The organism is Lactobacillus xylocopicola, assembly GCF_033096005.1.
Classification (GTDB): Bacteria; Bacillota; Bacilli; order Lactobacillales; family Lactobacillaceae; genus Lactobacillus; species Lactobacillus xylocopicola.
Genome location: NZ_AP026803.1, coordinates 595,654 through 621,128, shown reverse-complemented (window position 1 = coordinate 621,128; position 25,475 = coordinate 595,654). Strand labels below are relative to the sequence as shown.

The following is a 25,475-nucleotide window of genomic DNA, read 5'->3' as shown; positions in this document are numbered from 1 at the left end:
ATTACTTAGTTTGATTCATTGAAGCGCGCAGTTAAATCATCATGGAGCTCTTCAAAGCCAGGCTTGTTAAGCAAGCCAAACATGTTGCGCTTATATTCTTCAACTCCCGGTTGGTTGAATGGGTTAATGCCATTCAAGTAACCAGAAATCGCAATTGCTAGTTCGAAGAAGTAAATGAGGTAGCCCAAAGTATGTTCTGTTTGGTCTGGAATGTTGACCGTCATCACGGGCACACCACCATCAGTATGGGCCAAAACAACCCCTTCATATGCTCGGTCATTAACATAGTTCAGGCTCTTACCAGCTAGGAAGTTCAATTGGTCCAGATCGCGATCATCAGCTGGAATCTTAACATCATTTGCCGGATTTTCTACCCGAATTACTGTTTCAAAGAGGTTACGCATCCCTTCTTGAATATACTGCCCAAGTGAATGCAAGTCAGTTGAAAAATTGGCACTGGCTGGCCAGATACCTTTATTATCTTTGCCTTCTGACTCACCCATCAATTGCTTGCACCACTCGCTAAACATTCTCAGCGTTGGTTCATAATTTTCAACAATTTCTGTAGTATAACCCTTGCGGTAAAGAATGTTGCGCAAGGCGGCGTATTGATAGGGGCTTGCCTGCTGTAAGTCAGTGTCGCGATAATCATTCCGCGCATCGGCAGCACCCTTCATCAATGCATCAATATCAGCACCAGCTGCTGCGATCGGCAAAAGGCCAACAGCAGACAGGACACTGTAGCGTCCACCGATGTCATCTGGGACAACAAATTCTTCATAACCTTCAGCATCGGCCTCAGTTTTCAAAGCACCTTTAGCCCGGTCAGTGGTGGCAAAAATCCGCCGCTGCGCTTCTTCCTTACCATATTTGGCGATTAGCTTGGCCTTAAATACGCGGAAGGCAACAGCTGGTTCAGTTGTCGTTCCCGACTTGGAAATAACATTGATACTAAAGTCCTTGTCACCAAGCCATTCAATTAGGTCATGCAGGTAAGAACCAGAAAGTGAATTCCCGCAAAAAACAACTGTCGGATATTTTTCTTTAGCCTTGCCATAAAAGGCACTGTTCAGAAACTCAATCGCTGCTTGAGCACCCAGGTATGATCCACCAATACCGATACAAACCAATACTTCTGAGTTACTCTGAATCTTCTTAGCCGCTTCCTTGATGCGGGCAAACTCGCCTTGGTCATAGTCTACCGGCAGGTCAACCCAACCCAAAAAGTCGCTACCGGCGCCTGAACCTTCTCTTAGCTCTTGGTCTGCCGCATTAACCATCGCTTGCATTTCGCTTAGTTCATTTTTTTGAACAAACGGCGTTAATTTGCTGGCATCAAATTTGATTAAACTCATGAATACACTCCCTATTGAATTAAATATTCTTTTCACAAGAATATTTTAGCAATCTTATTTTACAAATACCAGTGCTTTTACCTGGTTTGCAGTTTTTGTCTAATTCGCCAACAAAGTAGATAAAGCAAATACCCTAAAGCTGCCCCGCAAAGGTTAAAGAAGACGTCATCAATATCGCTGACTCCAGTTCCCAATAAAAATTGCAGCCCTTCAATCAAGACTGAAAAGATGATACCAGCTATTACCACACGGGCAAAGGATTGCTTTTTGGAAAAAACAACTGGCGCCAAAAATCCAAATGGAATAAAGCAAACCACATTGCCAAAAGAGTTATAAATGAAGTCAAGTCGGCTTTGGGCATAGAACATTTTCCAGGTTTCCCGTAAAAAAACCAGGTTAATATCACTAAGCGGGCGGTGCCAGTTAAAGCTGAGCGCCCAAGGAAAATAGGCATTGCGAAAAGTCGTCAGCATCAATACCATGAGCACATAAAAAGCAAACAACCAGACCATGGCCTCAGACCTGATAGTTCGCCGCCGTCTAACTAGGAGTAACCAAAATAAGCGCAACACCATAAAAACCAAAAAGTAGAAAATGGTTTTATCCAGTGCTAGCATAATCATCTTAATCAATGCGAAATGGTTTACTTCAGTTGCATAGTGCTGCGCCAGCGAATTATACAGCGGTCCTAAAAATATCATGTCTTGTTCAATTCCTAAAATAATGTTCATTTAAATTATACCCAAATTCAGGGCAATTATTTCTTAAAAAACGACTAACAATCCAGAAAAGATTGTCTAAAGTTATCTAAACTTTTAAAATAATAAAATAAGGAGCGTTCACGTTGAAAAATAAACTACTTAACTTTATTCAAACTCGTACTGGCTTTTTTAGTCTGTTAATCTTTTTGTTCGCGGTTAAATATATCTTTGCCATGTATCACGACTTTAGTCTGGGGCTTACTGATCCCTACCAGCACTTCATTATGTGGATTAGCCCTTTCGGCAGTGCAATCTTATTGTTTAGCATTGGCTTTTATTTTTCTAAACCACTGGTATCTTACTGTGTGATGCTGTTCATGGATTTTGCCAATACCGGCTTACTCTTTGCTAATATCTTATATTACCGCCAGTTCTCTGACTTCATCACCGTCAAAACAATTGTCAATACCGGCAAGGTGGCTCCTGGTCTCGGTAAAAGTGCAGTGGCAATGCTGCATCCTTCAGACCTGCTGCTTTGGCTAGATTTGATTATCATCATTGCCCTGCTAATTGCCCGTAAAATTAAAATTGCCCAAAAATCATACGGTTTGCTGACCCCCTTTGCGATTACTTCGGTCGGTGCTTTTGTTTTGGTGGCAAATATTTTTCTGGCCGAAACCTCCCGGCCCCGTCTTCTGGGCACGACCTTTGATCGTTCGTATATCGTCAAATACCTGGGAATTGATACTTACACCGTCTACGACGGCATTAAGAATGAACAAACAGAGCAAGTCAACCGTAACGCCAATACTGCTGACTTGAACAAAATCCTATCCTACACCAAACAGAATAAGCTACCCAAAAACAGTACCTACTATGGTGTCGCCAAGGGTAAAAATGTGATTGTCATTCACTTGGAAAGCTTTCAGCAATTTTTGCTTAACTTAAAGGTAAATGGTAAGGAAGTCACTCCTTTTTTAAATTCCATCTACCACAACCAACATACCCTCAGCTTTGACAACTTCTACCACCAGGTTGGTATTGGTCGGACTAGTGATGCCGAGAATATGCTTGAAACAGCAACTTACGGCATTTCTGATGGCTCTTTGTTTACTGCACTCGGTGGCAGTAATACCTTTCAGGCAGCCCCACAAATTTTGCGGGAACATGGAAAATATACTTCAGCGGTTTTCCATGGCAACGTTGGTTCCTTCTGGAACCGTGACGATGTATACAAGAATATGGGCTATAACTACTTTTTTGACCAAAATTACTTTAGTCATGACAAGAGCGATCGTATCGGCTACGGCGTTAAAGACAAGTTGATGTTTGCAGAAAGTATCAAGTACTTAGAGAGAATGCAACAGCCGTTCTACACCAAGTTCATCACCCTAACTAACCATACTCCCTTCGAAATGGATGATGAAGACTTAGATCACAATTTCAAAACTACTGAAACAAGTGATAAGTCAATCAATAATTACTTTGAAACTGCCCACTACCTCGACCAGGCAATTCAAGAGTTTTTTACTTATCTCAAAAAGTCGGGCTTAATCAAAAACACCATGGTAGTAATCTACGGTGACCACTATGGTTTAACTAATTCTGAAAATGAAACTCTCGCCCCAATCGTTGGCGAAAGTTCCGATACTTGGAACAATTACAATAATGTCCAAATGCAACGCGTCCCTTTCATGATCTATTCACCTGATTTAAAGGGCGGGATTAGGCATGAAGTAGCTGGCGAAATTGATGTTCTCCCGACCCTGCTCCACTTGCTAGGTATCTCTAACCACAACTATATTCAGTTTGGCAGCGACCTGCTCTCACCTGCCTACAAGCCCTGGGTGGTCTTCCGTAATGGCACGATTGTCAGCCAAAAATACATCATAATTGGTGGCAAAGGACAAAAAGGCGTGGTCTATGACCGACAAAGTGGCAAAGAAATTGTCAACTTTACTCGGCAAGAAGAAATTGAAATTGCCCAACTGGCTAAAGCAGGCAAAAAATCACTCAAGTACTCCGATTTACTCAATAATCACAACTTACTCCGCTTTTACACTCCCACTGGATTCAAACCCGTTGACCCCGACCAGTTTGACTATCTGACCAACTTTCAGCAAATGGAAGGCATCCGCGACCAGCTACAGGCTAAGTCGACTGCTTTGATTTCTAAATACCACAAGTCAACGACCGGCCTTTACAAGACTGATGCACCCGAGCTTAACGGGCGCCATGAAGAAATTACTGATATTCCCGAATCTGTTTCTGGAAATCATTTAATCGAAAAGAAAAATAAATCTGGAAAAAATAATAAAAAGGCATATAATTAGCAAATAATCTATCATTATAAAAGTATTAATCTTGGAGGTCTAACCTTGCTTGTCTTTTTAATTATTGCTCTACTTGTTATTATTTTCTTATTATCAGGGTGTCGGGTAGTGCCGCAAAATAATGAGGGCTTAATTGAAACCCTGGGCAAATATTCTAAAACTGTCAAAGCCGGTCTAGTCTTTATTATTCCGGTAATTCAAAAAATGCGTCGCGTTTCTTTGGCCATGTTTCCTGCTGAAATTTCCAAATATTCAATTATCACCAAGGATAACGCTGAAATAACTACGAGTCTGACGTTAAACTACTTAGTAACTGACTCTTACAAGTATTTTTACAACAACACGGATTCCGTTAAGTCGATGGTCGAGTTAATCAGAGGGCACTTGCGCGATATTATTGGTCGCATGGACCTGAACGATGCCTTAGGTTCAACCAGCAGTATCAACACGCAACTGGCCGATGCCATTGGTGACCTAACCGATGTCTACGGTATTCGGGTAGTCCGGGTCAACATCGACGAATTACTGCCAAGTGCCGAAATCCAACGAGCAATGGATAAGCAACTGACCGCTGACCGAGAAAAAATTGCGGCCATCGAAAAGGCTGAGGGTGAGGCTAAGAACATCGAGCTAACCACTAAAGCTAAGAACGATGCCTTGATTGCTACCGCTAAAGCTAAGGCTGCGGCAGTTAAAACTGAAGCAGATGCAGAAGCATACCGAATCAACCAACTGCAAGCCAGTCTGGCAACAGCAAGTGACGGTTACTTCAAAAATCAAAGTCTTGACAGTTTTAACAAACTGGCTGAGGGTCCCAACAACTTAATCGTGACAAGTAAGGACGATATGACCAACCTTGCTGCAATTCCTACCACTGCCAAAATTTGGCACAAGGCGACAAAGGATAGTGATTAACTAGCAAAAAGCACTTCTGCAGAAGTGCTTTTTTGTTTACATTAGTATAGCGTCTTCTCTCAAGTGTATCTTGTAAAAGATGCACCATATTATGCTAAGGACGGTAAAATAGTAAGTAGATTCGTGACAGATTCCTCTAAAAGCTTCGGATGTAAAATATTTAGCTGGTCCTAATTTACCAGTTCCTGAAAAGAAATAGTAATAATCAATGTAAATGAAAAGCAAGAAATTTTTAAATTTCTTGCTTTTTTATGTATTATTGTGTTTTATTGTGTTTTCGTTGTCGTCACTTTACTTATGACCACGAAAGCCCTTTACCTGCTCATGTTTGACCTGATCAGGATCAACATAATCATGTGGCAGCTCGCCGCGATTAAGCAAAAATTTTTTCAGGCTTTTTTCTGTCGCAATAATTGGAAAAATAATAAACAGATAAAAAGTCAGCAGCCACAAGATGAAATACCGATCCCACTTTAAGAAATGGATTCCAACTCCAAGCAAGAACTGAATTACTCCAAACAAGATAAAATACATCCTAGCCTTTACCTGCGCAAAGTGGTAACTGGTATCGTTAACCCGAGCTAAATATGAAGAGTAGCCATACAATGGATTCGGACTTTTGGAGGGTGAAATGCACCATAAAAGCCCTACTACCACCATAATCGCACCACAAGCAATGTAAATCATTTTTCTCTCCTCTAGGTCAATTAGTCATCACTACCAGGCGTAGAAATAATCATTTCCATTTCACCAGTAAAGGTGAAGTCCTTTAACTGATTAGGAATAATCAAGTTAGTACCAAGCTGTAGACTATAGTTTTCAGTAGCAGTTTCAAGCTGCCCCTCACCTTTAATAATCGTTACTAGCAAGTAAGGATGATTCTTCAAGCCGGTCGCCCACTTGCCGTTAAGTACAACCTGCCACAGGGCAAAGTGCGGCGACACGGGAGGCTCAACCATCGTTTTAATTGTGGCATCTTGCTCTTTTTGCACCTTAACTTCTAACTGGGGATCAACATGTGGCACAGTTGTAACATCAATTGATTTTCGCGTATGAAGTTCACGGGGTTTACCCGTTTTTTGGTCAATTCGGTCGTAGTCATACAGGCGGTATGTAACGTCACTTGACTGCTGGGTTTCAATCACTAAAATACCTTTAGTTAAGGCATGAATTGTGCCTGCAGGAACGTAGACAAAGTCACCAGCTTTGACCGGAACCTTGCGTAGGAGCTGGTCCCACTCACCGCGATTGACCAGTTCAGCGAGCTCAGCGCGGTTTTTGGCTGTATGCCCATAAATCAGGTAAGAGCCGGGATCCGCCTGCAAAACATACCAACTTTCCGTTTTGCCACGATCATGCTCCACTCTGCGGGCATAATCATCATCTGGATGAACCTGGACAGACAGACTGTCATTAGCGTCAAGAAACTTAACTAGCAGTGGAAACTCTTTACTTTTGGGATTTCCAAAAAGCTCTGGGTATTTTTGGTAAACCGTTCGCAGGCTCTCACCCTTTAAGTTACCGCTACTAACGGTTGAAGCATCATCTTGATACCCAGAAATCACCCAAGCCTCGCCGACTTTACCTGCTGGAATGTCATAGTTAAACAGCGTTTTTAATTTACGACCACCCCAAATTTTGGGTCTAAAGTATGGCGTTAAAAATATCGGTTCCATGAAAATCACCTCTTGTTAAGTTTAACCTTTTACACTCAAAAATTAAAACCGTTTTTGCTATTCCGTATTTGAAAAAGCTGAGCAATCGGCTTTCAATACTGACCACTTCATCCACGTAAAAAGCCCAGCAGTCAATTACTGCTAGACTTTTTGGGGATATAATTTACTACTTTGCTTTTGATAATATTATTTCCGCTGCTTCAACTCCTCCAATCGCGATTCTGCAATCTCTTTGTCCAAATCCTCTGTATATTCTTCCATCTGTACTTGATCCCAGCCATAATAATCGGCCATATGCCTGAGGACAGCTACTTTAACTTGATCCAACGTATCATTTTTAAACAGCACGTGATAGGTCCGGCGTAATAGATAGTCAACTGGCGTTAAAGTCATTTCTTCCGCCAGTGAGTAATCAAGCGCCGCCGTTTCACCTAAGCTCAGACCATCAGCTGCCTTGATTTCTTGAGCATGGTGGAATATTTGCTCAGCTTCAGATCCAAAGAGGTTAGCGATTTCTTTTGCATCTTCTGGATTAATACCAGCTTCAACACCACGTTTAGCAATATTCGCAAGTTCTGCTTCAGCATTGGCAGAATCAAAGTCACCACCTGCAACTTTGATTTTAGCTGAATCTTTAAGTTCAAACTCCTTGTTAAACTGGTCATGTAGGACCGCCCTAATCTTGGCCATTGCACCATTAGCCATGAGGCGATAGTCCGTCAACTTACCTCCAGTTAAGGTAATCAGTCCGTCAGTAGCTTCGGTTAGTGAGCTACCACGCGAAACGGCTGATGGCGCAGACGTACTGTCTGAAACACTGGCTCCAGTGGTTGCATCTGCTGCTGTATTTTTTTCGATTTCCACCTCAATTAAAGGTCGAACACCGGCCCAGCTAGCTTCAATATCATCAATAGTGAGGTGGGCACTCGGGTACTTTTTATTAATGATATTCAGCAGGTAGTCAACATCATGCTGTTCAACCGTTGGATGGGCGTAATCCGCCGTGAAATCCGTATCGGTCGTTCCAATGTAAGTCTTACCTTCTCTAGGAATGGTAAAAATCATCCGTCCGTCAGCTGTTCCTGAGCCAAAATAGGTCGGTTGCGGAACCTGCAGCCGGGACTGATCAACCACTAAGTGAACCCCCTTAGTCGGACGCAATCGCGGCTTCTTGTAAATCGCATCATCTTGCTCACGAACTTGGTCAGACCATGGCCCCGAAGTATTAATTACCACATCGGCATGAACATCGAACTCTGCTCCAGTCAAGTTATCATGAACTCGGACCCCATTCACCCGCTGGTGTTCATCATGCAGAATCTTGATGCTTTTTAGGCGACTAACTGCAATACAGCCAAGTTCATGAGCTTTTTTTACATTTTCTAAAACGAGTCTTGAATCGTTATTTTGATAATCTAAATATACTCCTGCCCCTTGTAAATTCCGCGGGTTTAACTGTGGTTCGCGCTTTAGCACTTCTTCCTTATCAATCGTGTAATTAGCATACTTGGTAAGAGGCGAATCGCCTTCAATCCCTGCCAGGTGATCATATAAGTCCATCGCCACCTTAACCGAAAACATCGTAAAAGTTGTACCAGGTTCGTCATAAATCGGTAAAATCATCGGATCCGGCTGGGTCATATGTGGTGCAATGTGTTGGATAACTGCCCGTTCTTTAACCGTATCTGAAACCACCTGAACATCAAAGGTCTTCAAGTAGCGGATACCACCGTGAACTAACCTTGTAGAACGAGATGAGGTGCCTCCGCCAAAGTCCTGCATGTCAATTATGCCTGTTTTCATTTTAGCAGCACTTGCTTGCAGAGCAATCCCAGCACCGGTAATTCCACCACCGATAATCAACAAATCTAATTTTTCATTTTTTAAACAATTTATTTCTTCGTTACGGGTCGTAATTGAAAAGTCCATCTTAACTATCTCTTTCTTTAAATTAATGCTATTATTTTATTTTTGATAAGGCTTGTAAGAAAAACTTTGCGCTGCCTTGACGGCTGACTTCCAGCCCTCATACAAGTGGTCGCGTTCTTGACCACTCATCTGCGGTTTGAAAATTTTACCTGCCTTTTGGATTTTCTTGATATCATCCATATCCTGCCAGAAGCCAATCGCTAGCCCAGCTAAAAAGGCGGCCCCCAAAGCAGTGGTTTCTAAATTGGCAGCACGCTCAATTTCGATCCCCAAAATATCAGCTTGAAACTGCATTAAGTAATCATTGTTTGCAGCGCCACCATCAACTTTGAGCTTAGGAATTTTAATATTCGTATCTTTATACATCGTATCGATTACATCTCGACTCTGATAGCCGAGCGATTGCAATGTTGCTTTGACAAAGTCGTCGCTTGAAGTGCCTCGTGAAAGGCCAAAAACAGCCCCTCGCACGTTTGAATCCCAGTAAGGTGCACCCAAACCCGTAAAAGCGGGCACCACAAAGACCTCATTATTATCTTTTGAGCGTCTTGCGGCTTCCTCAGACTGCGGTGCATCGTCAATCAGCCCCAATTGATCACGCAACCATTGTATTGCTGAACCAGCAACGTAAATACTCCCCTCTAAGGCGTAATTAACCTTGCCATTAATGCCATAGGCGACTGTCGTTAACAAATCATTGTGAGAGAACTGCGGTTTTTCTCCTGTGTTCATCACCGTAAACGCACCAGTACCGTAGGTATTTTTGATCATACCTGGTTCAAAGGCTAGTTGACCAAAAAGTGCAGCCTGTTGGTCACCAGCGATCCCAGCGATTGGGACTTGGCTACCATAGAAGTGATATTCAGCCGTGCTACCATAAACTTCCGAGTTGGTTTTGATTTCGGGTAACATGGCACGTGGAATATTCAACAGCTTAAGAATGTCATCATCCCAGTCTAACTTAGTAATGTTAAAAAGCATTGTCCGGCTAGCATTAGAATAATCAGTAACATGAACCTTACCACCAGTTAGTTTCCATACCAACCAAGAATCAATCGTTCCAAACAGCAATTCACCATTTTCTGCCCGTTTTTGAGCGCCCGGAACCTGATCCAGAATCCACCTGATCTTGGTTGCCGAAAAGTAGGCATCTGGAATCAAACCAGTTTTTTCATGAATCATCTTTTGATAACCATCAGCAATTAACCGGTCTGCCAATTCTGCGGTTTGACGTGACTGCCAAACAATTGCATGGTAAATAGGTAGACCAGTCTTTTTATCCCAAATAACCGTGGTCTCGCGCTGATTGGTAATTCCAATTGCTGCTATTTGATCGGGCTTAATGCCAGAATTAATAAAAGAATTAGCAATTGTTGATAATACTGAATTCCAAATTTCATTGGCGTCATGCTCTACCCAACCAGGTTTAGGAAAATATTGGTTAAACTCTTTGCGTGAGTCAATTGCCTTTTTACCAGAATGGTCCAAAATGATTGCACGCGTACTAGTCGTACCTTCGTCAATCGCCAAAATATATTTTTCAGCCATCTATATCTCCTTTTTGCTAGTATTAATATTTCTACATAGATAATTTTACCCTCGCTTTTTAGTAAGCGCTAACATATAATGATAATAACTTATTAGGTAAAGTTATAAGCAAAAGGATACGGTACTATGAAATATAGCTTACTAACAGTTAAATACTTTGTCGATGTGGTCGAAACCCAGGGCTTCACGCCCGCCGCCAAAAGAAATTTTGTCTCTCAAACCGCCATTAGTAACGCTATCAAAAATCTGGAAAAAGAGTTAAAGGTTCAGTTAATTGATCGCTCTACTTCACACTTTAAGGTTACGATTGCGGGGGTCAATCTCTACCATTATGCAGTCCCCCTGTTGAAGCAATACTATGCATTTACTCAAAAAGTTAGCGGGCTTGACAATACCCACAACATTATGCGGATTCACTATCTACGCGGCTTCAGCTACTGGACCATTCAGCTTGCCCGCGCCCTCAAAAGGACTCATCCCAGTATCCAACTACAACTCGACACCGAGAAATTTTCAGGAAGTATTCCTAAGCTTGATAGCGGTGACTTTGATGTCCTGATTAGTTTTTCTACGGCAGTCAGCAAAATCAAAAGTATTCACCGTCAAAAAATTGGCACCGCCAATTTCGGTGTATTGCTCAACCAAGGCCTGCTTAATGCACACGGCAAAATCAAGAAACAGGCTATTGCCCAGCAACCCCTGTTTTTACAAAAATGGTCCGCTACCGATAGTAACGATGTCCAAAGAAAAATCAAAAATATTCTGCATGACTTAAAAATTGACTACCGACACGTGATCTATCAAGACAGTTTCGATGCCGCTTTGACTAACGTTTTTTTGGGACAAGGCATGGCAATTTTCCCAAAAGAAGTGCCAATTCCGGAAACTTATGCCGGCCAAGTCACCTACCTACCTGACCTCCCCTCGTTAAAATACGATGTAGTAGCTATTTACAAAAATCCCGCAGTTGGTGACCTTTTAAGTAAGAGCAGATAAAGTGAAAAGTAGCCTGGGTAAATTTACTTTTTGTCCGTGCTTCTGAGTCAAGTAGTGAGCGTGTCTGGCAATATAAGGACACTTTAAATCTTTAATTATTTTTTTCGAACTTTTTTATCAAAAAAGCCTGATAAACGTTAATCTATCAAGCTGTTTATTTTTATATATGGAGATGAGGGGAATTGAACCCCTGTCCAGACGCATTCCGTCACTGACCTCTACGATCATAGTTATACTATTTGAACTTCACTAGTCCAAAACGCCATATAACAGGGCTAGTATGGACTAGCTAACCTGGAATGACTCTTTTTAACTATTCAGATGAGGTAGTTAAACGTAACTCACTAAGTTGATACTTGAAGCCAGACGTGAGTAATCTGGCAAGAAGCAACGCATGCGCCTAAATTAGGCAGCTAATGCGTAAGAATTTTCTTTATTTGCAGTTAGAAAAAAACTGTGACGTTTTTACGTAGACGTGACCTACGAACCGCAGTCAATGCGAATCTACGCCTGTCGAATCCCAAAACATCCCCTTAGGATTCACTCATTATAGCATATTGGACTCCCATTTACTATCAAACTACGCTATTGCGCCTATTTTGCTGGGTGATTATTTAAAAACAAACTCATTAAACGCCTGTTCAATACCATCAGCATCATTTGACGAAGTAACATAGTCAGCGTGTTCCTTGGCAAGGTCAGAACCATTACCCATTACAACCGCAGTACCAGCAAAATTAAACATGGGAATGTCGTTACGCTCATCACCGATTACCATAACATCGCTCGGAACAAGACCCAGTTTGGCAGTTAAAAATTTTAGTGCCGCACCCTTATCAACGTTTTTATGCATTACTTCCAAAAAGTTATCAGCTGCACGAACAACATAATTTTCTGCTCCAAACTGCCTAATGACATCATTCTCAATGTCATCAAGTTTTTTTTGTTCGTCACCAAAAACCGCCTTGATTATTTGATTATCCTTTGAAAGTTCTTTAGTAGCTCTCACTAAAATGCCAGCACTGTTTTCCCAGGCCTGAACCACAGTAATCCGGCCAACGTGATGATTACTCGTAATGATCCGACTATTGGCATCGACAAAGTTAAAGGCCACATCATGGCGCTGGGAATATTGTTCAATCTCTAGGGCCGTGGTAAAACTGAGCCCTGACTTCTTTAACACTTTACCTGTCACTGATTCAATGACGGATCCATTAAAGGTAATGACATATTGATCATCTGCCACAATGTTTAACTCTTGCAAGAAGTGCTTAACTCCAGCCAAGGGGCGACCAGAGCACAAGACCACTTTAACCTGCTGTTCTACCGCCTGCTTAATCGTCCTTTTGGTCGATTCCAATAATTTACCTTGACTATTTAATAGAGTGTCATCCACATCAATTGCTACTAGTTTAATCATTCACTTTTTTCCTCTACTTCTCTCTTCAATTCTTCAGCTATTGCCTGTCTAATCTCTCCGTGCTTTTTGTCATCATACTGATATTTCACAGCTGTCCAAAAGCAGGGCTCGTATAACCAAACCGGCCTAGTCAGCCTTTTTGCTGTTTCAGTTTTATACCGCGGAAAAACGTGTGCGTGCAAAAAATGATCCGTGTTACCTAAAATATCGTAATTAATTCTTTCCACCCGGCACGCTTTTAATATTGCATCACCAAGCAAGCTCATATCCTTTAAAAATTCTACTCTTTCTTTAAGTTTCAAGTCATTTAAAGAAGCGACGTGTCTTTTAGGCAATAACACGCAATAACCCGGCAAAAACTGGGTATCGCCCATAACAACATAGCCACCCGCTAACTCAGTTATCACCATTGGATTGGTCCCTGCAATGGCAGAACCGATCCGATCTACTTGCTAATCTTTCATAAGTTTTTCCATATTCTCCGATATTGGTCTTCTTAAATAATAGCAAAAATTAACCAAAAAAACCGCTAAGAATTTCACTTAACGGTTTTTTATTCATGCAAATTTTTAGTTTAAATGGGCCAAGCGCACAACATCTCGTTCAATCATTAATTCCTCATCAGTCGGAATAATCATTGCTTTGATCTGAGAATCAGCTTTAGAAACAAATTTCTCTCCATTTGTCTGGTTGGCCTCAAGATCGGGTTTAAGACCCATAAATTCAAATGACTTCATGACTTTTTCTCGTACACCAGCATCATGTTCGCCTACTCCAGCAGTGAAGACAATGGCATCAACACCTTCCATTTCAACAATGTAGGCACCTACATACTGTCTAACCCGATTAACAAAAATGTCACGTGCTAAATCTGCTTTTTGACTAGCATTATTCTCCAAGTCACGCATATCTGAAGAAATTTCTGAAATTCCTAATAAACCAGACTTGTCGTTCAAAATTTCAATCATTTGATTAATATCAATCTTTTCCTTGTTCATAATGTATTGCAGAACAGAGGGGTCAACGTCACCTGACCGAGTACCCATGGTAACTCCAGCAATCGGGGTAAAGCCCATTGAGGTGTCGTAAGACTTACCACCCTTAACGGCAGTAACTGAAGCGCCTGAACCCAAGTGACAAACAACCAGCTTGAGGTCCTTAGCATCCTTTCCAAGCATTTCCGCGGCCCGACCAACAATGTAGCGCACTGAGGTGCCATGAGCACCATATTTTCGGATACCATACTTTTCGTAGTACTTGTAAGGAATTGAATACATATAGTGCACTGGATCTAATGTTTGATGGAATGAAGTATCAAACACACCAACTTCTGGAACATCTGGCAACAGCTTCATGAAAGCTTCAATGCCCTTGCCTTGAGCTGGATTATGAAGCGGCGCATATTCCTTCAAATCATAAATTTTCTGTAATTTATCCCGGTCAATCAGCGCAGAGTCAGTAAAATCTTCGCCGCCAGCAACGATTCGGTGACCAATACCGACAATTTCGTTAAGGTCTTCAATTACTTTATATTCTTTCAGCGCCTTGAGCAATAAGTTAACCGCGGTTTCCTGGTCGGGAATAGCCACTTCTTCGGAGTGCTTCTCACCATTTGCCAGTTCAATTTCAAAAGATGAACCAGTGATTCCCACCCGGTCTGCCATGCCCTCGGCCAATACTTGCTCTTCTGGAATAGCAAATAGCTTATATTTAAAAGAAGAACTCCCCGAGTTAATTGCTAAAACTTTTTTCATAAATTAGATTCCTCCATACACATCATTTCAACTTTTCACAAACTAATTAATGTTTTTAGTATACCACTCATTTAGTTTAACATTAAGTTTTATTAGGTCTTCTTCCCTTTTGATGGAGTCTAACTTTGTGAGCAAAACTTCACTGCTTTGAACGTTTTCGCCATGATTTTGAAAGATCAAAATAGACTTTTGATTGGCTTTATTTTGAAACATCCTGTCTGGTAGCTCAATAATTGACCGCAAAAAAACTTTTTCAGACAACCAGGGCATGAAATCACTTCCGCCCTTACCGGATAACATTGATTGCGGAGCAACCAAAAAAGCATACCCTGCCGCCTTCAGATTATTAATAATTTGCTCAACGAACAGGTAGTGCGCAAATGAATGGCCTTTTTCAGCTCGCGTTGCATACTTTTCTGCATTCTCGTCGATTGGGTAATAGCCAATCGGCAGATCACTGACGACCACATCTGGATGACCAAATAGCCACGGTGTTAGTGCATCCTGACAATATAACTCAATCTCGATCCGGTTCAAATGTGCACCAACATCAGCCAAGTTGAGCATTTCTTCATCATTATCAATTCCGCGTAGTTGGTAGTCTAGCTTGGAATGACTAGCATTTTTTAGTTGGTTGATTACAGCAAACAATAAGTTGCCCGTTCCAATGGCAGGATCAACCACTTCAAGCTTTTGGTCAGGCAATAGTTTTTTCATAAACATTGCCACCAAGGTGGAAACAATCGGCGGCGTAGGCAGCTGATTATTGTCTAACCCATCTTCATTAACGGCCTTAAGCGTCAGATAAGTATAAACTCGCACTTTCATCTTTTGCGTAAGGTCATCATAGTGCAAGTCGGCATACTTTTGGCCTAGCTTACTAACCGTATCCTTGTCTGGTGCACCCATCTCCACCTTGATTCTGCCTTGTTCCAGGTTATCAAAGGTTTCAGTAAGAGCCTCGCTAAAGGATACATTTAGAGCATCTTGCAAGCAGGTGACACAATCTAAAAATTCACTAAACAGTTCTTCAATTCTCTTCATTGCTTTTACCCCTATCTTTTAAACATTTTAATAGAAAGGAAGTAATAAGTACAAGAAAATCAATTGTTAAGCAGGTATTCGATTAACAAAAAATCGTTTTGCATGCTATCACGATAGACTTCTTGATAGAACTGCACAAAAATCAGGCAGGTTGAGAGCACTAAGACGCTACTTAATAGTGCGCTTGCTTTCAGCTTTATTCTTTTTAGGCTCATCTTTGGTTTTCTCCTTTGGCTTGGCATCCAATTTAAAGTAAATTTCCGATTTTCGTTTGTCTTTTTCAGTAACTGTGATCTTAATCTGTCGTTCTCGGCTCTCAAAAGAGGCAGTCCTAACACCAAGTAGAAGTGGCATGTGCCCACCTTCTGGAGTGGTCACACGAATCATATTTTTATAGAAAGTTAAAACGTAAATTTTTTTCTTGCCCTTTTGATCGATTTTAACCAGAGCGGCCTGCCTGGAGTTCGACTCCTTAGTTAAAACGTAGGCCATATTTTTATCTTCATTTACGAAGCGGTTAAACTGCACATATGCAAAAACTAGGTCGTCTGTCTTGTGCGTTGCTCGATCAGCACTAGCTATGCTCTTTAATAAACCCTGCAACAGCAAAACAACCAGCAATGTTACTAAAACTGAAAACACCGCTCCAGCTACCATGAAGCCACTATTTTTTGACGCAATAAGTTTCTTTTTCAGTTGTATCATAAATACACTTTGTCCCCCGCAGTTGATAGACATGGTCATGAACCTTGATTTCAGACAAGTCATTTTTTATCATTATATGCCATGCATAGGTCCGATCCGTTTTTAGTTCAACCTGCCGCTCTGTTGCTCTGCTTTCGCCCACAACCAGTGCCAATAGAGAGACCGCTATCACAGCTATCATCAGGGCTGTCATACTTTCTGCCAACAAAAAGCCTTTTAACTTATTAAGTACTATCAATTGCTCTTCCCCACGTCATTTGTAGCTTTACCTTTTGCCGATAGCGCTGATTAGTAATCACAATCGTATGCGGTGGCATTGAACCACTCGCAGATATTCTCAGACTGGATAAGTTATGAATTTCTATTTTTTGATTAATCTTGATTACCCGGGAGTAACCATTACCAATAATCGTGATCTTTTTTGAATCCGGATAGTATCTGATTACCGCAGCCTTATGCCGGATAGTCGAAATTCTAGCTGCCTGCTCAAGTGAACTCTTAAGCTGTCTAGTTGTATTGTTCAAAACTAATTTTTCGTTATAAGTAGTCAACTGCACCGCTCCTAGCCCCAGGAGACTAAGTGCAATGGCCAGGGTAATTACCATCTCTAAAACTGTAAAAGCTCTCAGCTTTACCCTAGTTCTTTTCAACCACACCGTTATTTACCCGATAATTCTTAGCCTTTTCTAATTGTCGTTTAGTTAAGTAACCGTCATCAAACATGTTTTTGAAGCTGATTTCTTTACTGTTACGGTCCTTGTCATCTTCATAAAGATTAACCTGCGTCTGCAAGGTAGTCTTAAAGGCATCACTTGTTTTGTCATTTGCGCCCTGCTTCTGCTTCATTAAGTTGGGTGCAATAACCAGCAAAAGCATCACAATAATAGCAACCACTACAACCATCTCAATCAGCGTAAAGCCTTGAGCTTTTCTAGTTTTAGCAATAATGTTAAGCAGATACTTTTTCATTTTCTTTTTCATCTTAAAAACCTCCTAAATACTTTGCATCATGGTATACATTGGCAATAGTAACTTTAAATACATCCCAATCACCCCTAAGCCAATTAAGATAAAACAAAATGGCTGGACATTAATAATTAATTTTTCAATTTTACCTGTTAAATCGGCAAAAAGTGTCTGGCCTAGAAGCAGGCAACGGCTACCCAAATCATTCTTTTTCGAACCAGTCTGAAGTAGCAGTAACAACTCGTTGGGTAGAAAGGCTTCTTTCTCAACTATTTCTTTCAAGCCCTTGCCAGCGGCCAGCTGCTCACCCACCTTAGCCCCAATAAATTGTTGCAACGACCCGGCTTCTTGTCGCATAGCATACTCACACATTTTTTGTAGTGAAAAACCACTTGAAATGAGCATCGCCACATCATAAACCAACAAGTACTTAACATAGAGCTGGACGAGCGGACCGACAAGCGGATAATGCGCTAATTTGGACAAAGATCGGTAGTCCTGTTTTTTAAGTAGGTTTAAGACCTGCACCAAGTAGTAAACAAAGAACAAACCCAAGCCCAGTAAGCCAACCAGCAAAATGTCCCCCGTATGTTCGCCCGCTTCAGTGAACTGGCTTGAGACAAAAGTCTGCATAAACAATAACAAGCAGATCATCATCCCTGTCAAAACTAGGGGATACGATAACTCTGTCTTGAGTTTTTTAATCTGTTCGTTTTTTAAGCGGTCGAGCGTAGCCAGTTGCTCCAGGCACTCGGACAAGCTCCCCTGTTCCATTGCCAGGTCAATCTGAGCAGCCACTGTTTTAGAAAAGCCCAGTCTAAGCAGTTCCTTGCCTAGACTTGTCCCCGTCTGAATTCCTTCGCTGAGTCTATTAATTAAGTTCTGCCGCTCAGGCCATAGGATTGGCATTAACTCAAGGCTGGCATTCAGGGAAAAGCCATTGGACAGGCTATTTTGCAGGTAATCTAGAAAATTCAACCGTTCCTGACTCGTCAACTTATCCTGCTTTGAATTGATCAAATACTTCCGCACTAATTTCACCCCTTTCTTTCAAACCAACTAAGTGTTTGGTCCATTCAACGTGATTACCGCGTTTTTTTTGGGCAATTTTACTTTGTAAAACTGCCCCACTAGCAATATCCATCAAACAGGAGAAGCCCCCGGCAGTTGGCAACAAACGCTGGTAGCAAACAGCTGTCAGACAATTACTTAGCTCATTTGTATTGATCTTTAAGCTCTCCAAACGTGAAATAGTCTGCAGCGTGCTTTTGGCATGAACCGTTGCAAACACCAAATGACCACTCAAGGCGGCATCAACAGCCAACCGGGCCGTTGATGCGTTTCTAATCTCACCGATGATTAAAATATCTGGGCGGTGGCGTAATGCTGCTTCCAGTAGACTAGTGTAGGTAATGCCGGCTTCCAGATTAACTTGTGTCTGTAAAAAAGCCTCCTCATTAATTTCAACCGGATCTTCAATTGTCATTACCATCTGCCTCTGACCAACATACTTGGCCAATTTATACATGGTCGTGGTCTTGCCGGAGCCGGTTGGCCCACTGGTAACAACTAGACCACGTTTTTGGGACAGGTCTTTCAATTGCTCAATCTGTTCGGTAAAGAAATAACTACCATCATTTACCTGATAAATAATCCTGATTACCAAGGATTCACAATCAGTAAAATCACCAATGCTTGATAAGCGTAAGTAATACTTGACTTGTTGATATTCATATTCAAATGCGCCAACTTGGGGTCGACGGTGCTCAGCAATGTCCATCTGTGCGGCAAACTTCAAAAAGTTAATAATTTCTCGACCTTCATTAAACCCAAAGGTGGTCTGGTTAGTAATTCCGCTGATAGTACGGAACTTAACCATAATCTGCTGATGCTGCACTAAGAAAAAAATATCACTGGTATGGACCTTAATTGCATTTTCAATTAGGCTGTTGACCACTTCTTTAATTCGCATAAAAGCCTCCTTTTTTACCTGCACTATTAGTTACGCAAAAAAGGGCTAAATTTTTTAATAAACACAAAAAAAATCACCCAAAGTAATTGGGTGACTGAAGCTAATCTAGCTAGATTAGCTTACTTACTTTTTAAAATGTAATCGACGTAATTCCGTGCATAATCCTCCAGCTGCTCGTCTGTTAAATTCTGCATTACTCCTTGTAAAATAAAGGGTTCAACAAATTTAGTACCAATTAAATTACTGGTCGCCATGAATGGCAATAACATATCCTCCATGGTATAGCCAAATTCACCATAGATATGATATTTCTCGGGAGCAGCTCCGGCTGAAATAGCCAAAAGTAGCTCCTTGCCATGCAGAGCAGTACCACCCGACCCATAAGCCCAACCGTGGAGCAGCACTTCATCTTCCCACTTTTTTAGCAGGCTTGGTGAACTGTACCAGTAAAACGGAAATTGCAACACTATTCGATCACTTGCCATTAATAGTTGTTGTTCCGCCTGAACATCAATCTTTCCGTCTGGATACATCGCATATTCATCCCAGACGATCACCTTATCTGAGCGGTATTTGGTAATTTCTGCCATTAACCGCTGATTAACCCGTGATTCATTGAGGTGAGGATGAAAAACTAATACTGTCATTCGCAAATTGCTTTACCTCCGCTACCTCATTGGTTTTTGTTTTCTTTGTCTTGGTCGAGTAAAATTGTTCCTTCTGGCGGATTCTGGTCAACTGCACCCACAATATTGTGGGGCACGTACAACTCTTCCAAATATTTGCGTTCATCATTCGTTAGCTTGACTTTAAAGGCACCAGCCGCATCGTCCAAATACTTAATCTTCGTAGCACCAATAATTGGTGCGGTTACACCCTTGGCCCACATCCAGGCCAAAGCAATCTGAACCATTGTTGCATCATGTTTTTGCGCCAGTTCATGAACGCGCTCAGCAATAGCCCGATCAGTTTCCTGGGTGTGGTCATACTTTCCCTTAGCCACCCGATCCGTCTTACTGCGCACAGTGCCAGCTGACCAGGTTGGTCGTGCCAAGCGACCCGCTGCCAGTGAACTATAAGGCATTAGTGCTACATCCATCTGCTTGCAGATCGGGATTAGTTCGCGTTCGTCCTCACGGTATAGCAAATTATAGTGGTTTTCCATTGCTGAAAATGTCGTCCACCCATGGTCACGGGCAACCAGCTGCATGTTATAAAACTGGTAGCCATACATGGCTGAGGCACCAAGCGCACGCACTTTCCCGGCCTTAACCAGATCATTCAAAGTTGACATCGTTTCCTCAATCGGAGTTTCGTAATCAAAGCGGTGGATAATGTAGAGGTCTAAATAATCGGTTCCTAGTCGTGTCAAAGTTCCGTCGATTTCGCGCTTAATTGCTTCCCGCGATAACCTACCCGGATTAAAGTAGACTTTAGAGGCAATTACTACTTGCTCTCTTGGAACATTATTTTTTAGTGCTTGACCCAGATACTCTTCACCCGTTCCGGCCGAATAGCTATTGGCAGTGTCAAAGAAGTTGATGCCCAGGTCTAGTGCATGTCTAACCATCTCTTCTGTCTGGTCCTTATCGAGTGTCCAGTCATGCATCGTTCCTGCCTGCCCGAAACTCATTCCGCCCAAACACAATTTTGATACCTTAAGATTCGTCTTTCCAATCTTTGCGTATTCCACTTATAATGTCCCCTTTTTTAATTAAGCTTTGGAATAAGTCTAAGTGTTTCTTTAGACCGTGTCTAATACCTAAAAATTATATTTATTCATATCTTTTAAACATGGCAAATACAAAAAATCACCCAAGTAATTGGGTGATTTGGGTAATTTGAATTATTTAGTCTTCGTCAGCTGCTGCCGTGTAGACATTTTGAATGTCTTCATCATCTTCTAAGGCTTCAACTAAGTTATTAAACTGGTCCTGCTTTTCTTCTGGAACTGCCATCGTATTTTCTGGGATCATCGTTAACTCAGCGTTTGCTAACTTATATCCCGCCTTGACCAGGGCATCGCGGACTTGCGCAAATTGTTTTGGATCAGTGTAGATTTCAAAGGCATCATCACTGGTCTGCAAGTCATCACCACCGGCGTCCATCACGTCTAGCAGCATCTGGTCTTCATCAGCATCTGTGGTTGACCGGTCAATCACAATGTAACCCTTACGGTTGAACATGTAGGCAACCGATCCGCTGGCACCAAGTGAACCACCATTACGGGTGAAGGCAACACGCACTGAAGAGGCAGTCCGATTTTTGTTATCAGTTAAAGCTTCAACAAAGATGGCAACACCTCCTGGCGCATAGCCTTCATAAGTAATTTCATCATAATGCTCATCTGAATTTCCTTCAGCCTTTTTAAGGGCACGATCAATATTGGTCTTGGGCATGTTGTTGGCATGGGCCTTGTCCATTACCATTCGTAAGTTTGGATTCCCAGAAGGGTCAGGACCACCGTTTTTTGCAGCCATGTATATTTCACGAGATAACTTTTGAAAAATTTTACCTCTTTTTGCGTCTTGCGCATTCTTGCGGCCTTGAATATTGTGCCATTTTGAATGTCCTGACATAAGAATCCTTCTTTCTTTCATTAAGATATTATCGTTATCATCTTACCGCACGGCCGCATAAAATTCAATACTAGCCCTTGTTAAAGAAATCACTGCCAGAAGCAAAAATCAAGGCCAACTTTTTTCTAAACTATTTCTGTCTTTGCTCTAGTCAACTTCTGCGTTAATTAGTAGAATATAAAAGTTAATAATTTTTAGAAGGGACGAATTTTAGTGGAGGAATTAAATTCCAAGAAAAAATATCTGTCATGGCCCGTTTTGACCTTAATGGCGTTTTGCACGGTAATCGGGCTCGACGATATCATGTACAATTTCCAAAACCAGGGAATGCCCGTTGTTACCTCATGGATTATCATGTGTCTTTTTTATGTCATTCCATATTCCTTGATGGTCGGACAGCTCGGTTCAGTCTTTAATAATGAAGGTGGCGGGCTATCTTCCTGGGTGCGCGGTACCAACGGGGAATTTTTGGGTTATTTTACTGCTTGGACCTACTGGGCAGCTTCAATCCCCTATGCCGTGGACTCTGCCAATGAAATTATTGTTGATATTGGCTGGGCGTTGACCGGTTCGGAAAAATTCCAAAGCCAAATTTCTAATGCTAAGTTCGCACTCCTAACCTTTGCCATGTTCATCATTTTTATAATCATTGAGCATTACTTTTCTCATTCAATGGAAATTTTGTCGACCATCGGCGGTGGTCTGATGCTGATCATGACCCTGATGTTTGTCCTGTTAGCTTTTTTGGGATTGGCTAAGTCTGGGGGACACATGGCAACCCAGCCTTTTACCTGGCACACGCTGGTGCCCAACTTTAACATGCACTACTGGACAACCATTGCCATGCTCATCTTTGCTCTTAACGGGTGCGAATTGGTCGCGCCTTACGTAACCAAAATGAAGCAGCCGAAGTCCGACTTTCCCAAAGCTATGGTCGCCCTGGCCGTAATGACTATTTTCCTGACTGTTTTTGGGTCTTTTGCACTAGGAATTTACTTTGACAGCTATCATATTCCCAACGACCTCAAAATGAACGGGGCTTACTATGTCTTTGACATGGTGGGCCAGCAATACGGTCTGGGCAAAACCCTGCTATACGTGTGGGCCTGGACTTCTGTTTTTTACAATGCAGCGTTGCTCGCGGTATTACTTGACGCCATGACACGGATGCTGATTTCCGATACCGGGGACAAGTATATGCCACGCTTTTTACAGAAAAAAGACCAAAATGGCCTCCCCATCAATGGCTACATTCTTACCGTCGCCTTATCAGCTTTCATTATGCTCTTGGGCATCTTCCTGCCTGATATGAATGATATTTTTAACTGGTTACTCAACCTGAACGGCATTATCTCTCCAGGTGTAACCTGCTGGATCTTCTATTCCTTCATGCAGATTCGCAAAAATCCCCAAAAATTTCCAGCTGATTATGTTTTCTTAAAAAACGACCGGCTGGGATACTGGGCTGGCTTCTTTCTCCTAATTGTTACTGCTGTAGCAACAATTCTGGGCATTGCACCGCAAGATATCAAACAGTTTAGCGGCTACTGGTGGTATGAATTAATTATCAACATCATTGCGGTAGTAGTTTTAATCGGGCTTGGTGCCATCTTACCAAGTATTAGACGCCGCGAAGAACGGTACGGCCTGGCCTTTAGCCGCGGGCAATGGGTTACGATGCTAGCAGTTGTTTGCGGCTCGATCGTTTTTGATCTCTACTTTGCAGAGCAAAACCAGCTCCTTAATGGTCAAGTGCTGAGTCTGGGCCAGGTGCATTTGGGGCTAAATATTATATTAATTATGGTCGAAAACCTTATTGCAATTCTCATTTGCTGGTTAGTTGGCAAAAGAAAGCCAACTGCGAATTAGCTGCAATTGACAAAATCATCAAACAGATTCATTTTTAGCATGAATCTGTTTTTTATTTTTAAAAAGTTAAAAACCGTAACCAACATCCCCAACTTTCGTTATCTACTATATAATACATATAACTAGAAAAATCAAGGAGAACAACATGAAATCAATCCCTTTTAAGGCTGTGGCCGTCGATATGGATGGCACATTTGAAAACGATAAACGCGAGTTTGACCAGCGCCGATTTGAACAAGTCTTAACGGCCCTGCGTGAGCACCACGTCCACTTTATCGTCTCTAGTGGCAGACCTCTGTCCCGCTTGCGCCAAGACTTTTATGACTTTTTGGACCGCATCGATATCGTCGCCGATAATGGTTCGATTTTAACTCAAGATAACAAAATTATTGTGCGCCACGTTTTTACTTATAAAACTGGCATCAAACTACTCAACTTCATCCAAAACAACTATCCTGACATTCGGATTGCCGCAAGCGGTCTCGACCGCTCCTACGTTAGTAAAAAGGCACCGGCGCAGTTCAAAAACACGATGCACTTTTTTTATCCGGATATGGTCGAAATTGCCAACTTGGTTGACCTTCCCAGTAGCGATAGCCTGACCAAGTTGACGCTCAACTGTTCATCTAGCCTAGCTAATGAAATCGAAAAAAAGTTCAACCAGAACAATGGTGAACAAATTCACTGTACTACCAGCGGCTTTGATAATATCGATGTAATGCCTGCTGGCGTTAACAAGGGACAAGGAATCAAGTATTTCTTACGCTATTTTAACGTTGAACCAGCAGAGTTAATTGCCTTTGGTGACGGCATGAACGACCGCGAAATGATTGAGCTGGCTGGTTACAGTTATGCCATGAAAAATGGTGATGAACGCTTGAAAAAAATTGCCAAGTATGAAGCACCAAGTAACAATGAGATGGGCGTATTACAAGTACTTGAACAGTATTTGGACTAGAATGACAATAGTAGACATACAACATTGTCAGATTACTAAAAGGTGATTTTTCATGAGTTACATTGAAGTAAAGCACAACTATAAACGCTATCAAACCGGTGACACTGAGATTCTTGCTAATAATGACGTGAATTTCACGATTAATCAAGGCGAGCTGGCAATCATTCTTGGTGCATCCGGCGCTGGTAAGTCAACAATGCTCAACATTCTAGGGGGAATGGACACTAACACATCTGGGGAAGTGATTATCGACGGTCAAAATATTGCTAAATATAACAAGCGGCAACTGACCAGCTATCGGCGCACTGACATTGGTTTTGTTTTTCAGTTTTACAACTTAATTCAAAATCTGACGGCCAAGGAAAACGTCGAATTGGCTGCGGAAATTGTTTCTGATGCCTTAGACCCGGTGCAGGCCCTAGTAGATGTCGGCCTTAAGAGCAGAATCAACAACTTTCCCGCCGAATTATCAGGCGGTGAACAGCAACGTGTTGCCATTGCCCGGGCAATCGCTAAAAACCCCAAAATCCTGCTTTGCGATGAACCAACTGGTGCCCTTGACTATCAGACTGGTAAGAGCGTCCTGCAGACAATCACCAACTTAAGCCGCAACAATGGTGCGACCGTAGTTATCGTCACGCACAATGGCGCTTTGGCTCCGATTGCTGATCGCGTAATTCACTTTCACGATGGTCAGGTAACCAAAATTGAACCGAATGACCATCCCGAAGACATCGCCAATATTAAATGGTAAG

25 protein-coding genes and 1 other RNA gene are annotated in these 25,475 nt (G+C 41.9%); 6 read left to right on the top strand and 20 right to left on the bottom strand.

The features are described 5' to 3' along the window. Window positions 1-5: 5 nt before the first annotated feature. Both R8389_RS03175 and R8389_RS03170 read right to left on the bottom strand, forming a co-directional pair. A complete protein-coding gene (locus tag R8389_RS03175) occupies window positions 6-1,355 on the bottom strand; it encodes a glucose-6-phosphate isomerase (RefSeq protein WP_317638037.1) in 1,350 nt (449 codons plus the stop codon). Window positions 1,356-1,432: 77 nt separating this feature from the next. Continuing rightward, the gene (locus R8389_RS03170; RefSeq protein ID WP_317638238.1) at window positions 1,433-2,056 is read right to left on the bottom strand and encodes a VanZ family protein; all 624 of its coding nucleotides are present in this window, start codon (window positions 2,054-2,056) and stop codon (window positions 1,433-1,435) included. Window positions 2,057-2,199: 143 nt separating this feature from the next. On the opposite strand from R8389_RS03170, the gene R8389_RS03165 reads away from it, so the two are divergent. Beyond that, window positions 2,200-4,389, top strand: a complete 2,190-nt coding sequence (locus R8389_RS03165) for an LTA synthase family protein (protein WP_317638036.1) — start codon at window positions 2,200-2,202, stop codon at window positions 4,387-4,389. Between the two features lie 45 nt (window positions 4,390-4,434). Beyond that, entirely contained in the window at window positions 4,435-5,304 is an 870-nt protein-coding gene (locus R8389_RS03160) for an SPFH domain-containing protein (protein WP_317638035.1), read from the top strand. Between the two features lie 291 nt (window positions 5,305-5,595). Here the strand turns inward: R8389_RS03160 and R8389_RS03155 are convergent, their stop codons facing one another. From R8389_RS03155 to glpK, 4 genes are all read right to left on the bottom strand, one after another. Then, the gene (locus R8389_RS03155) at window positions 5,596-5,991 is read right to left on the bottom strand and encodes an SdpI family protein (protein WP_317638034.1); all 396 of its coding nucleotides are present in this window, start codon (window positions 5,989-5,991) and stop codon (window positions 5,596-5,598) included. 20 nt (window positions 5,992-6,011) lie between these two features. Next, the gene (manA, locus tag R8389_RS03150) at window positions 6,012-6,980 is read right to left on the bottom strand and encodes a mannose-6-phosphate isomerase, class I (RefSeq protein ID WP_317638033.1); all 969 of its coding nucleotides are present in this window, start codon (window positions 6,978-6,980) and stop codon (window positions 6,012-6,014) included. Between the two features lie 186 nt (window positions 6,981-7,166). Beyond that, window positions 7,167-8,909 (bottom strand): FAD-dependent oxidoreductase, encoded by a 1,743-nt coding sequence (locus R8389_RS03145; RefSeq protein WP_317638032.1) that lies wholly within the window; start codon window positions 8,907-8,909, stop codon window positions 7,167-7,169. Window positions 8,910-8,945: 36 nt separating this feature from the next. Continuing rightward, window positions 8,946-10,457, bottom strand: coding sequence for a glycerol kinase GlpK (gene glpK / locus R8389_RS03140; protein ID WP_317638031.1), 1,512 nt, complete (start codon window positions 10,455-10,457; stop codon window positions 8,946-8,948). Between the two features lie 126 nt (window positions 10,458-10,583). On the opposite strand from glpK, the gene R8389_RS03135 reads away from it, so the two are divergent. Then, window positions 10,584-11,453 (top strand): LysR family transcriptional regulator, encoded by an 870-nt coding sequence (locus R8389_RS03135; RefSeq protein ID WP_317638030.1) that lies wholly within the window; start codon window positions 10,584-10,586, stop codon window positions 11,451-11,453. Between the two features lie 164 nt (window positions 11,454-11,617). Here the strand turns inward: R8389_RS03135 and ssrA are convergent. From ssrA to R8389_RS03065, 14 genes are all read right to left on the bottom strand, one after another. Continuing rightward, window positions 11,618-11,986, bottom strand: a transfer-messenger RNA (tmRNA) gene (gene ssrA, locus R8389_RS03130). 77 nt (window positions 11,987-12,063) lie between these two features. After that, entirely contained in the window at window positions 12,064-12,873 is an 810-nt protein-coding gene (locus R8389_RS03125) for a Cof-type HAD-IIB family hydrolase (RefSeq protein ID WP_317638029.1), read from the bottom strand. Further along, window positions 12,870-13,283 carry an HIT family protein gene (locus R8389_RS03120; protein WP_317638028.1) on the bottom strand — a complete coding sequence of 138 codons (414 nt, stop codon included), beginning with the start codon at window positions 13,281-13,283 and terminating at the stop codon, window positions 12,870-12,872. Before R8389_RS03120 ends, R8389_RS03125 begins: the two co-directional genes overlap by 4 nt. Window positions 13,284-13,442: 159 nt before the next feature. Then, on the bottom strand, window positions 13,443-14,627 hold the full coding sequence (locus tag R8389_RS03115; protein ID WP_317638027.1) for an acetate/propionate family kinase: 1,185 nt from the start codon (window positions 14,625-14,627) through the stop codon (window positions 13,443-13,445). Window positions 14,628-14,669: 42 nt separating this feature from the next. Continuing rightward, window positions 14,670-15,671, bottom strand: a complete 1,002-nt coding sequence (locus R8389_RS03110) for a class I SAM-dependent methyltransferase (RefSeq protein ID WP_317638026.1) — start codon at window positions 15,669-15,671, stop codon at window positions 14,670-14,672. Between the two features lie 168 nt (window positions 15,672-15,839). Next, window positions 15,840-16,376 carry a competence type IV pilus minor pilin ComGF gene (locus R8389_RS03105; protein ID WP_317638025.1) on the bottom strand — a complete coding sequence of 179 codons (537 nt, stop codon included), beginning with the start codon at window positions 16,374-16,376 and terminating at the stop codon, window positions 15,840-15,842. After that, window positions 16,336-16,614 carry a hypothetical protein gene (locus R8389_RS03100; RefSeq protein WP_317638024.1) on the bottom strand — a complete coding sequence of 93 codons (279 nt, stop codon included), beginning with the start codon at window positions 16,612-16,614 and terminating at the stop codon, window positions 16,336-16,338. Before R8389_RS03100 ends, R8389_RS03105 begins: the two co-directional genes overlap by 41 nt. After that, complete coding sequence (locus R8389_RS03095; protein ID WP_317638023.1) at window positions 16,601-16,927, bottom strand: Prepilin-type cleavage/methylation protein; 327 nt, start codon at window positions 16,925-16,927, stop codon at window positions 16,601-16,603. The genes R8389_RS03100 and R8389_RS03095 overlap by 14 nt, the downstream gene beginning before the upstream one ends. A gap of 85 nt (window positions 16,928-17,012) precedes the next feature. After that, window positions 17,013-17,357 (bottom strand): competence type IV pilus major pilin ComGC, encoded by a 345-nt coding sequence (gene comGC, locus R8389_RS03090; RefSeq protein ID WP_317638022.1) that lies wholly within the window; start codon window positions 17,355-17,357, stop codon window positions 17,013-17,015. Window positions 17,358-17,369: 12 nt separating this feature from the next. After that, the gene (locus R8389_RS03085; protein ID WP_317638021.1) at window positions 17,370-18,374 is read right to left on the bottom strand and encodes a type II secretion system F family protein; all 1,005 of its coding nucleotides are present in this window, start codon (window positions 18,372-18,374) and stop codon (window positions 17,370-17,372) included. After that, window positions 18,340-19,314: a competence type IV pilus ATPase ComGA gene (comGA, locus tag R8389_RS03080; protein WP_317638020.1), complete on the bottom strand. Its 975-nt coding sequence runs from the start codon at window positions 19,312-19,314 to the stop codon at window positions 18,340-18,342. The genes R8389_RS03085 and comGA overlap by 35 nt, the downstream gene beginning before the upstream one ends. A 119-nt stretch (window positions 19,315-19,433) precedes the next feature. Further along, window positions 19,434-19,961, bottom strand: a complete 528-nt coding sequence (locus R8389_RS03075; RefSeq protein WP_317638237.1) for an NAD(P)H-dependent oxidoreductase — start codon at window positions 19,959-19,961, stop codon at window positions 19,434-19,436. 26 nt (window positions 19,962-19,987) lie between these two features. Beyond that, a complete protein-coding gene (locus R8389_RS03070) occupies window positions 19,988-21,007 on the bottom strand; it encodes an aldo/keto reductase (RefSeq protein WP_317638019.1) in 1,020 nt (339 codons plus the stop codon). A gap of 157 nt (window positions 21,008-21,164) precedes the next feature. Then, complete coding sequence (locus tag R8389_RS03065) at window positions 21,165-21,893, bottom strand: YebC/PmpR family DNA-binding transcriptional regulator (protein WP_317638018.1); 729 nt, start codon at window positions 21,891-21,893, stop codon at window positions 21,165-21,167. A gap of 213 nt (window positions 21,894-22,106) precedes the next feature. Here R8389_RS03065 and R8389_RS03060 point away from each other — a divergent pair, with 213 nt between their 5' ends. From R8389_RS03060 to R8389_RS03050, 3 genes are all read left to right on the top strand, one after another. Beyond that, a complete protein-coding gene (locus tag R8389_RS03060; protein ID WP_317638017.1) occupies window positions 22,107-23,762 on the top strand; it encodes an APC family permease in 1,656 nt (551 codons plus the stop codon). A gap of 145 nt (window positions 23,763-23,907) precedes the next feature. Further along, window positions 23,908-24,720 carry a Cof-type HAD-IIB family hydrolase gene (locus tag R8389_RS03055; RefSeq protein WP_317638016.1) on the top strand — a complete coding sequence of 271 codons (813 nt, stop codon included), beginning with the start codon at window positions 23,908-23,910 and terminating at the stop codon, window positions 24,718-24,720. Between the two features lie 52 nt (window positions 24,721-24,772). Beyond that, on the top strand, window positions 24,773-25,474 hold the full coding sequence (locus tag R8389_RS03050; RefSeq protein ID WP_317638014.1) for an ABC transporter ATP-binding protein: 702 nt from the start codon (window positions 24,773-24,775) through the stop codon (window positions 25,472-25,474). The last annotated feature ends 1 nt before the right edge of the window (window position 25,475 follow it).